This is a genomic window from Streptomyces hundungensis, assembly GCF_003627815.1.
Taxonomy (GTDB): Bacteria; Actinomycetota; Actinomycetes; order Streptomycetales; family Streptomycetaceae; genus Streptomyces; species Streptomyces hundungensis_A.
Genome location: NZ_CP032698.1, coordinates 891,468 through 904,019, shown reverse-complemented (window position 1 = coordinate 904,019; position 12,552 = coordinate 891,468). Strand labels below are relative to the sequence as shown.

Genomic DNA, 12,552 nt, shown 5'->3' with positions numbered 1-12,552 from the left:
GATCAGTGGCCGCCCCTCGGCGGTTCGCAGCCGGTGCCGTCGGGGTAGCCGGCGAAGGCCTCCGCCGTGGTCGAGGCGCTGGTCATGGTGCCCTCCACACACCAGGGGGAGGCACCGATGTCGATGAGGAAGCCCACCGCGCTGGGTCCGGCCTCGTGCGTCTGGACACGACCGGAGGCGTAGCCGAGGCGCGTGAGCGCGTCACGGGCGCTCTCGGGGGTGAAGTCGCCGTGGCGGCGCAGCGGTTCGAGTGCGGCCCGGGCGCGTCCGGCGGCGCTGAGCCCGTCGCAGCGGCTCTGGCCGTGGAGCGGGATGGCCACTCTGAAGCCGTGGTTCTCGGCGTAATGGTCGGTCGGCGGCACCGTCGAGCTGGGAGAGGCGGCAGGCGCGGGCGCCTTCGACTTCGGGCTCTCCCCGGGGCAGGGGAAGTCCGTCGGCGTCTTGGGCGTCGTCACGCCGGACGGCGTGGGATGCGAAGGCCCGGGCGAGCCGGCGGCGTCCCCCGCCCGTTGCGTACCGCATCCGGCCACCGCCAACGCGACGGCCACCAGCAAGGGCAGCGTTATGAGCGTGGTTCGCGTGTTACCCATGGTCGTCATCCTCCGGATCCTTCCCCACGGCGCGGCGGGTCGGCATGAGTGCCGCTACTCATCTTCGCCCAAGCCGCTGACAGCCCCTGGTCAGCTTCGTCGCCGCCCCATCCGGGCGAGCTCCCCGGTGACCGGACCGATGCCCGGCGGGAGTTCAGCGCCCATCGCGACGGTGGGCAGCGGCAGTTCGTCGAGAGGCCCGTGCCCCGACCCAGGGCACGCACTCCGCCCCTGAGCCGGTACGGGTGCCTCGGCCCGTACGGCACGAAGGGTTGAGCAACTCCCGTCCGTACAGCGGAAGTTGAGGTTCCGCAACCACAACCACGGGACGGACCCCGCCGCCTCACGCCATGTCCGCGCCGCGCAGCAGTAGCAGCGCCACGGCGATCGTGCTTCCGATGATCGCCGCGCGGAACGGCCATCGGCTCCCGCTCGCCGTGGGCAGTGCCGTGCCCAAGACCGTGACGGCCGTCGCTGCCGCGCCCAGCACCCAGTCGGCGAGCCGCACTCCACCGGGCGGCCCCGCGATCAGCACGCCCAGCGCCGCGAGCGTGACGATCGGGGCCAGCACGCGGCAGGCCGGGCGGCCAAGGCGTTGGGGGAGGCCGCGTACCCCGGACGCGAGGTCGTCATCGATGTCGGGCAGGACGTTGGCCAGGTGGGCCGCCACCCCCAGGAGGGCCCCCGCGGCCATCGCCCACCAGGCCGGCCACACCGAGGGGTGCAGGCCCAGCGTCACGAAGGCCGGCAGCGAACCGAAGCCCACGGCGTACGGGATCGGCGAGAGCACCGTGCGCTTGAGCAGCAGGTTGTAGGCCCAACCGGCCGCCACCCCCATCCCATGAATTCCTCCCGCGGTGGCGCCGCTCAGCAGCGACAGCGGAACGCACAGCGCCAGAGCCCCCCGGTGGCCACGGGCTTGTCGCGGCGACCGCAGGCCGTGTCCCGGTGGGCGTCGACCGCGTCGTTGCACCAGCCCACCGACAGCTGGCCGGTGAGCACGGCCGCGGCCACGGCCACCGAGCCCGCCAACCCGCGGCCGGCCATCACCGCCAGCGCGGTCACGAGCACGGTCACGGCGACCGCCGGTTCCGGATGGCAGGCGCGCAGGAGGAGCGGGAGATGGCGTGGCGCGGGCGAGAGGGCACCGAGCGGGTGGAGAGACACGAAGGGACGTTAATGGAGCATGCGGTACGAGGAAGGCATGTCGACATGCGTGTCCCTGTGGTCGTCAACGAGATTCCCGCCCCCTCCACCGCGCCGTGCCATCCCGCTCCACCGGGCACGACGACGATCGCCGCGGTCCGCACGGCCCTGCCTGCCCACCGGTACGCCCAGGACGACCTCACCGAGCCGATCGGTGACCTGTGCCTCGCACCGGGTGCCGAGCGTGCCGTACTGCGCCGTCTGCACGCGTCGGCCGGAGTGCGTACGCGCCATCTGGCGCTGCCGATCGAGCGGTACGCCGACCTGGGCGACTTCGGGCGCAGCAATGACGCCTGGGTGGCCGTGGGTCTCGACCTCGGTGAGGAAGCCGTCACCGGCGCGCTGCGGGAGGCCGGGCTCCAGCTGGCCGACGTAGATCTGCTGGTGTGCACCTCCATCACCGGCATCGCCGCCCCCTCGCTCGACGCCCGGCTGGCCGGACGGCTGGGACTACGGCCCGACGTCAAGCGGCTGCCCGTGTTCGGTCTGGGGTGTGTGGCGGGCGCGGCCGGGCTCGCCCGGGTGCACGACTATCTGCGCGGGCATCCCGACGACACGGCCGTACTGCTCAGCGTCGAACTGTGCTCGCTGACGCTCCAGCAGCGCGACGGCTCCCGCGCCAACCTGGTGGCCGGCGCCCTGTTCGGTGACGGCGCGGCGGCGCTGGTCGCACGCGGCAGTGGCAGTGGCGGCACCGCGGGCGCGGCCGGACCGACGGTGGTCGCCACCCGCAGCCATCTGTACCCGGGCACCGAGCGGCTCCTGGGGTGGGACATCGGCTCCAGCGGGTTCCGCGTGGTGATCGACGCCGGTGTACCGGCGATCGTGCGGGACCACTTCGGCCGACATGTGCGGGCCTTCCTCGCCGAACACGGGCTCAGCCCCGACGACATCGGGACTTGGCTGTGCCACCCGGGAGGACCCAAGGTGCTGTCCGCCGTCGCCGACTCCCTCGGCCTGCCCGGCGACGCCCTGGACGCCTCCCGCCACTCCCTCGCCACGGTGGGGAACATGTCCTCCGCGTCCGTCCTGCACATCCTTCAGTCGACGTGGGAGGACCACCAACCGCCGCCCGGCACCTGGGGGTTGCTCGCCGCGATGGGCCCCGGGTTCTGTTCCGAACTCGTTCTGCTGCGGTGGTGAGGGACCACATGCTCTGGTACGCCTTGCTCGTTCTCGCCGTCGCCGCCGAACGCGTCGCCGAGCTGGTCGTCGCACGCCGCAACGCGACCTGGACGCTCGCCCGCGCCGGTGTGGAACACGGCCGGGGCCACTACCCGGTCATGGTCGTCCTGCACACGGGTCTGCTCGTCTGCTGTCTCGCCGAACCCGCCCTCGCCGACCGGCCGTTCGTGCCCGCCCTGGGATGGCCCATGCTGGCCCTTGCCCTCCTCGCGCAGGCCCTGCGCTGGTGGTGCATCACCACGCTCGGCCCGTACTGGAACACCCGGGTCATCGTCATCCCGGACACCCGCCTGGTCGCCACCGGCCCGTACCGCTTCCTGCGCCACCCCAACTACGTCGCCGTCGTCGTGGAGATCTTCGCCCTGCCGCTCGTCCACACCGCCTGGCTGACCGCGGCGACGTTCACCGCCGCCAACGCCCTGCTGCTCGCGGTACGCATCCGGTGTGAGAACAGCGCCCTGTCCGCGGCCGTGCCGGCGTGAACCGCTGCCACGACCTGCTCATCGCCGGAGGCGGCCCGGCCGGACTCGCGACCGCGCTGTACGCGGCCCGCGCCGGGCTCGACGTCGTGGTGGCCGAACCCCGCCCCGCACCCGTCGACAAGGCGTGCGGAGAGGGCCTGATGCCCGGCGCCGTACGCGCACTCGACGCCCTGGGCCTGAAGGTGCCGGGCCTGCCGATCACCGGAATCCGCTATGTACAAGGGCGACTTCGGGCCCAGGCGGAATTCCGGCAGGGGCCCGGCCTCGGCGCTCGCCGCACCGGACTGCACGGCGCCCTGCACCAGGCCGTCGTGGACGCCGGGGTCCCCGTACTGCCCCTGCGCATCGGGGAGGTGGAGCAGGACGGCATGAGCGTTGCCGTGCCCGGCACCGGGCTGCGCGCCAAGTGGCTGGTCGCCGCGGACGGACTTCACTCGCCGCTCCGGCGTTCGCTCGACCTGAACGTCAAGAGCGCCGCCGCGCCCCGCTACGGGCTGCGCCGCCATTACGCGGTGGCGCCCTGGTCCTCGTACGTCGAGGTGCACTGGGGGCCGCAGGGGGAGGCCTACGTCACCCCGCTCGGCCCGCAGCTCGTCGGCGTGGCACTGCTGACGTCCCGGCGGGCCCCCTACGCTGCCCAGCTCGCCGCCTTCCCCGAGCTGACGGCCCGTCTTCCCGAATCGGCGGCGGTCACCTCGGTACGCGGGGCGGGCCCGTTGCGCCAGCGGTCCCGCACCCGCTGCCACGGGCGGGTGCTGCTCGTCGGCGACGCCGCGGGGTATGTCGACGCGCTGACCGGCGAAGGCGTCTCCCTTGCCCTCGGCGCCGCCGAAGCCCTGGTCCGCAACGTCCACCGAGGCACCCCCGGCCGGTACGAGGACGACTGGAGCCGTGTCACCCGCCGCCACCGCCTCCTGACGGAACTACTGGTCAGGACCCGCCACCACGCCACCCTCGCCCCGCTCATCGTGCCCGCCGCCACCCGGCTGCCCCGCGTCTTCGCGGCAGCGGTGAACGCGCTGGCGTGAGGCCCGGTCACCTTCGCCCCGACAACGGCGGGTGCGGCGCGCCGAGTCGTGCGGGTCGCGGCCGGGGCGCTGGAAGGTGTCCCCCTATGATCGGCGACCGTGGCGCACACCTTCGAGGAACTCGTCCAGATGCAACGTACGGTCGATGCCGCGCACGCCCAGGCGGAGAGCCTGCGGGAGCAGTACGGGCCACCGGGAACCCGTCCGTGGTCGGCGCGTCAGTCACAGACGTACGAGACGGCGTGGCGGGCCTGGCGGGATCTCGCCCGGGACGTGCAGGCAGCCGTCACCACCTATGCGACCGACCACGGTGAGGGACGGCAGGACGTCGAAGCCCGCGTGAAGAGGGCGGCAGGCCAGACGGAGTAGGGGCCCGGGGGACTGCCTGCTTGCGCCGACGCGTAATCCCGCAGGGCCAGGGACTCTTTACGCGGCGAGACTCGCTCGGTCCCTGGCCACGGCCGCGGGGCTCTGGCAGCTGCTCGCCGCGAGGAGAAGGTCGGCCGCGGCGATGGCCTCCTCCACGCAGGCCGTCGAGGTCGCCGCGCACAGCGCGTGGACGACGTCGTCGATTTCCTTGGACGCGGCCACTGATTTGGTGTGCGCATGGGTGATGCGGGCCTCGGCGTAGCGCGCAAGGAGAATCCGTAGAGTCTTCGGATGGGGTTCAAGCACCGCGGCACGCCCTCTCGTCACAACTGTTGATTACCGGATTCCCACTCGCTCGGTCTGTATGCATGAGAAGGCCGCCGGTGACGGCCCCTCGGATCGACGGCAGCGCGGCGTCGACGACCGGAGCGTCGAGCGGCACAGCCGGACGTCACACGTCGTGTGGTGCGCGTACGCGTGTGGCGAGCCTGGTGAGCTCGGGGAGGTAGCCGTGCTCCTGGCCGTCGGGGGTGGGGTGATAGGACTCGCTCACCGGGAAAGTGATGGAGTGGATCCACGGGGTGGTGGAGCAGACCCCGTGGTCCGCGAAGCGCTGGGTGACGTCGCCGAAAGTGAAGCCGTGCTTGACGGCCCGCTGGGACATCACACGGTTGATCACATCGACGGCGGCGTTGAGCGTGGCCCGCTTCGGCTCGCTCAGGCCGCGTGCGCAAGGGCGTCGCGGGGCGAAGAGGTGCGGGTAGCCGAGGACGACGACACGGGCGTTGGGCGACTTCTTCCTGATGGCGCCATACGTCGTGTCCAGCGCGGCGGGCAGCGTGTGCTCGATGTACGTACGGGCCTGGGCCACCCTGTTCTGACAGGCGTCGTCGCTGTTCAGGAAGCAGACCGTCATCACATCCGTGAAACCGGCGTCGGTGGCCCCGGCGGTGATGCTGACGAGGTCGGTCCCCGCGTTCAACGGCGCCAGCTGGCCGTTGAGGACATCCCGGGTCGTCGCTCCGGAACAGGCCGTGAAGTCGAACCGCGTCGCGGGATGGGCGGCGGCCCACAGCTGGGCGTAGGAGCGGGCACTGCGCCGGCAGGACCCGCCGTCCCGGTACTCCCCGGCGCCCAGACCGGAGGAGTAGGAGTCGCCGAGAGCGACGTAGCCGCCCTGGGAGGGTGCCTCGGCCTGCGCGGCCGTTACGCCGCTTCCGGTGAACAGCAGCGCCGACAGGAGCACGGTGAGCCGCAGCGAGCGGCGGGGGATACGCGTCATGGTCCGCACAACGAGGCGGAGGCGGCGTGGGATGCGCGGCCTCGCCCATTCCGGTGCACCGGGCCGGGGACAGGGCGATGGCCGCGGTGCCCCGGGCGTCAGGCCGGAAAGGGCAGATGGGGAAAGGCCGGCTCCAGTTCGTCGAACCATCGGGCGGTGGGCGACCAGGCGGCGAAGAACGGGCGTCCCACCTGCTCCGGGTCACGAGCCTGGAGGAAGGAGCAGACGAACACCTTTTTGCCGCCGACGTCGCTCTCCCCGTGCAGGACGACCTTGCCCGGCGTGGCGGACATGACAGGGCCTCGCGCCGTCCTGGCCGAGTATCCGACGGGCGGTCGGACCGCCCACGGGTTTAGCCGCCGTTCGAGTGACCGGCGCGGGGGTGCGCCTCGTCCTGTCGCGAGGACGGACCCGAGCCGCCGAGCCACCCTGCGGGCCGGTGGTTGGGGGCGCGGGGAGCTTCGCGACCAGCCACGCACGGCCCGCGGCCGAACGTTCAGCGCGAGGCACCCCCGAGGCACACGACATCCCCTGTACGGCCGCGCGCCCCGAGGGTTACATCGAAGCGCCTGGTCAATCAGCCGGTGACGGACATGCGCCACTGGCCACGCCACCGCGCTTCCCCGTGCGGCCGCGGCCGTGGGCGATCACGCCTGACCAGCCGAAGGCGCGTCACGACCGGACACCGCCGGGTTTCCCCCGGACGCCCCTGATGCCTCCCCGGCATGCCACCGGAGCCCATGACGCGCTGCCCCGCTCCGACCGAGAGGCATCCCATGCTCGACAGACTCGCCGCGCTGGTGACGGCCCGGCGCACACTCGTGCTCGTACTGAGCCTGCTCTTCTGCGTCATGGCAGGCGGCCTCGGCGCCACCCTCACGACAAGGCTCTCCGCGGGAGGCTTCGACGTGCCGGACGCCGAATCCACGCGCGCGACCCGCGCCCTCAGCACCCACTTCGACAGCGGAGAACCCAACCTGGTGCTGCGCGTCGAAGCGGTGGGAGGAGTCGACGGCGCTGAAGCCGTACGCGAGGGCGAGGCACTCACCCGACGCCTCGCCGCCGAGCCCGGCGTCCAGCAGGCGGTCTCCTACTGGACCCTCGCCAAGGACCCCGCACTGCGGAGCCGAAGCGCGGACTCCGCCCTGGTCCTCGCCCACCTCGAAGGCGACGAGGACCAGGTCGGCAGATACCTCGACACGCTCAGGCCACGCTACGAAAACCCCGGGCACGGCCTCACGGTGGAGTTCGGTGGCCGCGCCGAAGTCGACCGGGAACTCAACGAGCAGATACAGAAGGACCTCATGCTCGCGGAGGCACTGGTCCTGCCCCTCACCCTCATCCTCCTCGTGTTCGTCTTCCGGGGGGTGATCGCGGCTCTCCTGCCCCTGGCCCTCGGCGTCGTGGCCATCCTGGGCGCCTTCGCGGCGCTCCGGCTGCTGACGGAGGTCACGGACGTCTCGGTGTTCGCGATCAACCTGACCACCGGCCTCGGCCTCGGCCTCGGAATCGACTACAGCCTGTTCATCGTCAACCGGTACCGGGAGGAGCTCGCCGCCGGAGCAACGGTGGGTGACGCCATCGCCACCAGCGTCCGCACCGCCGGGCGCACGGTCCTGTACTCGGCCGTCACGGTCGCCCTGTCCCTGTCGGCGCTCCTGCTGTTCCCGATGTACTTCCTGCGCTCGTTCGCCTACGCGGGCATCGCCGTCGTCGCCTTCGCCGCGCTCTCCGCCCTAGTGCTGCTGCCCGCCCTGCTCGCCGTCCTGGGAACCCGCGTCAACACATGGTCCTGGACCAAGCGCGCGAAAAAGCCCCCCGCACGCGGCTTCTGGTCCCGGCTCGCCGGTCTCGTCGTACGCCGACCGGTGCCCTTGGCCACGGCCGCGATCGTCGTCCTGCTGCTGCTCGGGTCCCCGTTCCTGGGCGTCACACTCAACCTCGCCGACGAGCGGTCGCTGCCGCCGGGCGCCGAAGCGCACCGGGTCGGCACCGCCCTGCTCCACGACTATCCGGCGCGCGAGACGGACCCCGTCCTGGTCGTCGCAGACGACTCCGGACCACCGGCCGGCCGCTCCGGGGACATCGACGCGTACGCCAAGCGCCTCTCCGCGCTCGACCACGTCTCGCGGGTGGACGGCTGGACGGGCACCTACGCCGGAGGCCGTCGGATCGCCCCGCCCACCGAAGCCGGCGGGCGCTACGCGGCGGCGAACGGGACGTGGCTGTCGGTGGTGAGTTCGGTCGATCCCTACGGCGACGCCGGGCAGAAGCTGGTGCGTGACATCCGGACGGCGAAGGCTCCGTTCGACGTCACCACCGCGGGGACCGCCTCGGCCTTCCGTGACACGATGGACGCCCTGACCGGCCGCATGCCCTACTGCCTGCTGCTCATCGCGGTCACCACGTTCATCCTGCTCTTCCTCCTGACCGGCAGCGTGGTCATGCCCATCAAGGCGATCGCGCTCAATCTGCTGAGCCTGAGTGCCACCTTCGGCGCGCTGGTGTGGGTGTTCCAGGAGGGCCATCTGCGCTGGCTCATCGGCGACTTCACCGTGACCGGGGGCATTGTCGCCACCACCCCGATCATGGTGTTCTGCCTGGCGTTCGGGCTCTCGATGGACTACGAGGTCTTCCTGCTCTCCCGCATCAAGGAGGAGTACGACGCCACGGGTGACACCGTCACGTCCGTGGTGCGGGGCCTGGAGCGGACCGGCGGGATCGTCACTGCCGCGGCCGCGCTCGTCGCCCTGGTCTTCCTGTCCTTCCTGACGTCCGGCATCACGTACATGAAGATGCTCGGGCTCGGGCTCGCCCTGGCGGTGGTCATGGACGCCACCGTGGTGCGCGGGGTGTTGGTGCCCGCCTTCATGCGACTGGCCGGGCGCTTCAACTGGTGGGCGCCCGCCCCGCTCGCCCGGCTCCACCGTCGCATCGGTCTCGACGAACGCGCCGGGGAGACCGACCGCTGAGGAACCTCCTCGAAACCCAACGCCCCCGGGCACCGAACGCCAAAGGACCGCCGCCGATGAACTCGGCGGCGGCCCTTTGGGGTTGGGGGCTCAGGGCGCTGAAGGCGTCTCCTTCAGGGGCTCCTGGTCGAGCGCGTCCGTGTCGCTCGGCCCTCCCGGGCACGTACGAGCCGGGCACGCACGGCAGGTGGCGCGGTGGCCGGCGGTGCGGCGCGGACGGCTGCGGGCCCAGTGCCGCATCATCGGCCGCTCCACGCCGATGTGGAGCAGCCACGCCAGCAGCAGCGCCACAGTGAACAGCGGGGCCAGCACGACGACTTGGTCCACCAGCGAGATTCCGCTGAAGTGGGGGATGCCGAGCGTCTTCATGCCGTAGTCGATGACCGGCTTGTGCACGAGATACAGCGCGAACGAGATCTCACCGAGCCGGACCAGGTACGGGTGGCGCAGCGGGGAAGGGCGCCCCTCGGCGTCCGCGACCGCACCCGCGCAGATCAGCATGCTGATGGGGATGATGGTGCCCGCGGTGCACGCGTAGAGGCCGGTGCCCATCGACAGCCAGTAGGCCAGTACGAACAGGACCGTGGCCGGAACCAGGCCGAGCTGCACCCACTTCCCCGCGGCGACGATGCGGGCGAGGACCATGCCGAGGGCGAACTCGAAGAGCCTGGCCAGGGGGAAAATCGACACGAACCAGGCGTCGTTGTCCAAGTAGGGGAGCAGCGGGGACATCGGCTTCCCGTTGGGGATGAAGTGCTCGGCGATGACCGGCAGAGTGAAGATCACCACGACCAGCACCGCGGCCGCCCACCACAGATAGCGCGCGGGGATGCGGCGGAGCTGCCTCAGGAGCAGGGGGAAGGTGAGATAGAAGAACACCTCGCAGGACAGGGTCCAGCTCACGGGGCTGACGGCCGTCGTCAGGTCGAAACCCGGGATCCACGACTGGGTCAGGGTCGCGGTCGGCAGCAGCTGGGTGGCGACGATCGCCTTGCCGGTCAGCAGCATGAGGGCGCCGTGGGCCATGACGACGGCGAGATGGTTGGGGAAGACCTTCGCGGCTCGCGCGCGCCAGACGGCCCGCGCTCGGGTCCCTGGTTTGGCGGACCACGTGAGGACGAAGCCGCTGAGGACGAAGAAGAACGAGACGCCCACCTGGCCGAGGTCGCGCCAGAAGTCCGGGTTGCCTCGGATGAAGAGGGAGAAGTGGCACAGCACCACGGCGGCCGCGGCTACGAAGCGCATTCCCGTGAGGCTGGGAAGCCGGTGACGGGCGCCCTGGTCGGCGGTTGGGCCGGTGGTGGTCGGGAGCGTCTCTTGGGTGAGCGACATGAGGGGTTCCCTTTCTGGGGGGGGAGGGGGGAGCTTCTTCGGGCGGTTCCTTCGGACGGTTTGTCCGGACGGTTTGTCCGGACGGTTTGTCCGGGCGGTTCGTTCGGGCGGTTCCTTAGGACGTTTGCTCGGACGGTTTCTTCGGGTGGTGCTCGCACCGGCCCCAGGCCGCCTCGGTGTGCGGCAGGGGGCCGGGACGTCAGAGGAGGGCCGGTCGTCGCCAGGCCCTGCCGCGTCGGCGGGGAGCCTCGGCCCACCGCCTGTTCTGCTCGGCTACCGCTTCCCGCACGGAGGCGGCGAGAGCGGCGGCGGTTGGCGCCAACTCGGCGTCGCCGACGTGCCGTTGGAGCGTGCGGCGCAGCTCCGGTGTGGGATCGCGCGAGGTGCCCGCGGGGCGGGCCGGCAGACGCAGCTCGGCTCCGACGGCCGCGACAAGCCCGGGCGCGTCCTCGCACACCACGTATTGGACGGATGCGAGACCCACACCCTGGGAGTGCAGCCCGGTCAGGAGGCGGGACCAGGCGGCGCCGTCGTCGGTGCCCGCCACGTCGAAGCCGATGACCTCGCGACGCCCCCGCGCCGCGACCCTGGTGGCGGTCAGGATCTGTACCGCCTGGAAGCCGCGGCTTCCCCGGACGACGGCGGGCAGGATGTCCAGCCGAAGCACCGCCGCACGGCGGGGCGGCCGGGGCCGTCGCCCCCGTGAGGGGGTGAGCGTCGCGGCGGCGAGTGCGGCGATGACCAGCACGCCCGAGGTCAGCAGAGACGTCGCATGCAGGGCGGAGGCGTAGTCGATGACACCGGCCACCCCGCTCCGGTGCCCCGTAGCGGCCAACTGAACTTTCCCTGCTGCGATGTGATGACCAGTCAGCGCTCCGACCGTGGCACCTCCGAGGATGCCGCCGACCTGGCGACTGGTGTTGAGCACACCGGACGCCGGGCCCGCGTGACGGCTGTCGACCGCGTCCATCGCGAGCTTGGTGAGCGGCGCCAGCGCGGACCCGATGCCGAGATCGGCCAGGAGCATCGCCGGAAGCAGCGCCCACGGGTTCATCCCCGGCCGGGCCTGCGAACCCAGCAGGGCGAGGCCATAGGCGTACGTCAAGAGACCGCCGATGACCAGTGGCTTGCCGCCGAAGCGGTCGGCGAGGCGCCCGGCGACATGGGCGGCCGCCGCGGCGGCGAGCGGGGTGGGGGCCGTCAAGAACGCGGAGCGCATCGCGGTGAGGTGCAGTTGCTGTTGCAGAAGCAGCGCGATCGGGGCGGCACTGCCGATGACCGCGAAGTGGACGGCCGCGCCGATCCCGTTGGCCACGGCGAAGTCCCGCCGGGCGAACAGCGCCCGCGGCAGCAGGGGGGAGCGGGTGCTGCCGCGTTGCTGGACGAGGAACAGGACCAGGCACGCCACTCCCGCGCAGAGCGCCGGCCCGCGGTAGGGCTCCGCGGCGCCGAGGAGCGCGAAGGTGAGAGCGGTGAGCCCGAGCGTCACCAGGGCCACCCCGAGCAGGTCCGTGCCGCGCCGGCCATCCGGTGCGGGCTTCGGCAGCAGGGTCGCCGACAGCAGGAGCACCACGATACCGACGGGCACATTGACCATGAAGATCCACTGCCAGCCGACGCGCGTGACCAGGACGCCGCCGATCAGGGGGCCCGCGACGATCGACAGACCCATGACGCTGGTGAGCGCGCCGAACGCGGCGCCCCGTCGACGGGCCGGGAACAGCACGGCGATGAACGCGCCGATCTGGGGAGTCACCAGCGCCGCCCCCAGCCCCTGGAGCGCCCGCCAGCCGAGGAGTTCGCCCACGCCGCCGGCGCAGCCGCACAGGGCGGAGGCGATGGTGAACAGGGCGAGCCCCGCCAGGTGGATCCGGCGGGGGCCGTAGCGGGCGCCGAGGCGGCCGGCCGGGATCATGAAGACCGCGTAGCCGATCAGATAGGCGTTCACGACCCAGAGGACCTGGTTCAGGTCCGCGGCCATCGCGCGCATCATCGCGGGGATGGCCACGTGCACGATCGTGGTGTCCAGCACGATCATGAAGAAGCCCGTACACAGGACGCTCAGCGCGACCCAGGGCGCCCTGCCGGGGTGCTGCTCCATCACGA

Annotated in this window: 13 protein-coding genes; 5 read left to right on the top strand and 8 right to left on the bottom strand. The window is 71.9% G+C overall.

The genetic code is table 11. The features are described from left to right. Positions 1 to 2: 2 nt before the first annotated feature. The 3 genes from DWB77_RS38740 to DWB77_RS37600 form a co-directional block, all read right to left on the bottom strand. On the bottom strand, positions 3 to 590 hold the full coding sequence (locus DWB77_RS38740) for a hypothetical protein (RefSeq protein ID WP_246033396.1): 588 nt from the start codon (positions 588 to 590) through the stop codon (positions 3 to 5). 343 nt (positions 591 to 933) lie between these two features. Beyond that, a complete protein-coding gene (locus DWB77_RS04055) occupies positions 934 to 1,563 on the bottom strand; it encodes a UbiA family prenyltransferase (RefSeq protein WP_162952413.1) in 630 nt (209 codons plus the stop codon). After that, complete coding sequence (locus DWB77_RS37600; RefSeq protein WP_162952412.1) at positions 1,458 to 1,757, bottom strand: hypothetical protein; 300 nt, start codon at positions 1,755 to 1,757, stop codon at positions 1,458 to 1,460. The genes DWB77_RS04055 and DWB77_RS37600 overlap by 106 nt, the downstream gene beginning before the upstream one ends. Positions 1,758 to 1,802: 45 nt before the next feature. On the opposite strand from DWB77_RS37600, the gene DWB77_RS04050 reads away from it, so the two are divergent. The 4 genes from DWB77_RS04050 (at position 1,803) to DWB77_RS04035 (ending at position 4,860) form a co-directional block, all read left to right on the top strand. Next, positions 1,803 to 2,939 carry a type III polyketide synthase gene (locus tag DWB77_RS04050; RefSeq protein ID WP_120719918.1) on the top strand — a complete coding sequence of 379 codons (1,137 nt, stop codon included), beginning with the start codon at positions 1,803 to 1,805 and terminating at the stop codon, positions 2,937 to 2,939. 8 nt (positions 2,940 to 2,947) lie between these two features. After that, complete coding sequence (locus DWB77_RS04045) at positions 2,948 to 3,463, top strand: isoprenylcysteine carboxyl methyltransferase family protein (protein ID WP_120719917.1); 516 nt, start codon at positions 2,948 to 2,950, stop codon at positions 3,461 to 3,463. After that, positions 3,460 to 4,491 carry an NAD(P)/FAD-dependent oxidoreductase gene (locus tag DWB77_RS04040; protein ID WP_120719916.1) on the top strand — a complete coding sequence of 344 codons (1,032 nt, stop codon included), beginning with the start codon at positions 3,460 to 3,462 and terminating at the stop codon, positions 4,489 to 4,491. The genes DWB77_RS04045 and DWB77_RS04040 overlap by 4 nt, the downstream gene beginning before the upstream one ends. A gap of 99 nt (positions 4,492 to 4,590) precedes the next feature. Next, positions 4,591 to 4,860 (top strand): hypothetical protein, encoded by a 270-nt coding sequence (locus DWB77_RS04035; protein ID WP_120719915.1) that lies wholly within the window; start codon positions 4,591 to 4,593, stop codon positions 4,858 to 4,860. Positions 4,861 to 4,917: 57 nt separating this feature from the next. Here the strand turns inward: DWB77_RS04035 and DWB77_RS04030 are convergent, their stop codons facing one another. The 3 genes from DWB77_RS04030 to DWB77_RS04020 all read right to left on the bottom strand — a co-directional run bounded on the left by DWB77_RS04030 (position 4,918) and on the right by DWB77_RS04020 (position 6,435). Continuing rightward, positions 4,918 to 5,166, bottom strand: coding sequence for a DUF5133 domain-containing protein (locus DWB77_RS04030; RefSeq protein WP_120719914.1), 249 nt, complete (start codon positions 5,164 to 5,166; stop codon positions 4,918 to 4,920). Positions 5,167 to 5,311: 145 nt separating this feature from the next. Beyond that, entirely contained in the window at positions 5,312 to 6,142 is an 831-nt protein-coding gene (locus DWB77_RS04025) for an SGNH/GDSL hydrolase family protein (RefSeq protein WP_120719913.1), read from the bottom strand. Between the two features lie 98 nt (positions 6,143 to 6,240). Then, positions 6,241 to 6,435 carry a hypothetical protein gene (locus tag DWB77_RS04020; RefSeq protein WP_120719912.1) on the bottom strand — a complete coding sequence of 65 codons (195 nt, stop codon included), beginning with the start codon at positions 6,433 to 6,435 and terminating at the stop codon, positions 6,241 to 6,243. A gap of 483 nt (positions 6,436 to 6,918) precedes the next feature. Between DWB77_RS04020 and DWB77_RS04015 the strand changes: the two genes are divergently transcribed. Beyond that, the gene (locus tag DWB77_RS04015) at positions 6,919 to 9,114 is read left to right on the top strand and encodes an MMPL family transporter (RefSeq protein ID WP_120719911.1); all 2,196 of its coding nucleotides are present in this window, start codon (positions 6,919 to 6,921) and stop codon (positions 9,112 to 9,114) included. A 90-nt stretch (positions 9,115 to 9,204) separates the two neighbouring features. Here the strand turns inward: DWB77_RS04015 and DWB77_RS04010 are convergent, their stop codons facing one another. Beyond that, entirely contained in the window at positions 9,205 to 10,446 is a 1,242-nt protein-coding gene (locus tag DWB77_RS04010; protein ID WP_120719910.1) for an acyltransferase family protein, read from the bottom strand. Between the two features lie 199 nt (positions 10,447 to 10,645). After that, complete coding sequence (locus tag DWB77_RS04005; protein ID WP_120719909.1) at positions 10,646 to 12,547, bottom strand: MFS transporter; 1,902 nt, start codon at positions 12,545 to 12,547, stop codon at positions 10,646 to 10,648. Positions 12,548 to 12,552: the final 5 nt, after the last annotated feature.

What these genes read in the sequence shown, in the direction of transcription:
- DWB77_RS04050 (WP_120719918.1), top strand. Translation starts at nt 1,803, where the DNA reads ATGCGTGTCCCTGTGGTCGTCAACGAGATTCCCGCCCCCTCCACCGCG.
- DWB77_RS04020 (WP_120719912.1), bottom strand. Translation starts at nt 6,435, where the DNA reads ATGTCCGCCACGCCGGGCAAGGTCGTCCTGCACGGGGAGAGCGACGTC.
- DWB77_RS04005 (WP_120719909.1), bottom strand. Translation starts at nt 12,547, where the DNA reads ATGGAGCAGCACCCCGGCAGGGCGCCCTGGGTCGCGCTGAGCGTCCTG.
- DWB77_RS04010 (WP_120719910.1), bottom strand. Translation starts at nt 10,446, where the DNA reads ATGTCGCTCACCCAAGAGACGCTCCCGACCACCACCGGCCCAACCGCC.
- DWB77_RS38740 (WP_246033396.1), bottom strand. Translation starts at nt 590, where the DNA reads ATGGGTAACACGCGAACCACGCTCATAACGCTGCCCTTGCTGGTGGCC.
- DWB77_RS04045 (WP_120719917.1), top strand. Translation starts at nt 2,948, where the DNA reads ATGCTCTGGTACGCCTTGCTCGTTCTCGCCGTCGCCGCCGAACGCGTC.
- DWB77_RS04015 (WP_120719911.1), top strand. Translation starts at nt 6,919, where the DNA reads ATGCTCGACAGACTCGCCGCGCTGGTGACGGCCCGGCGCACACTCGTG.
- DWB77_RS04025 (WP_120719913.1), bottom strand. Translation starts at nt 6,142, where the DNA reads ATGACGCGTATCCCCCGCCGCTCGCTGCGGCTCACCGTGCTCCTGTCG.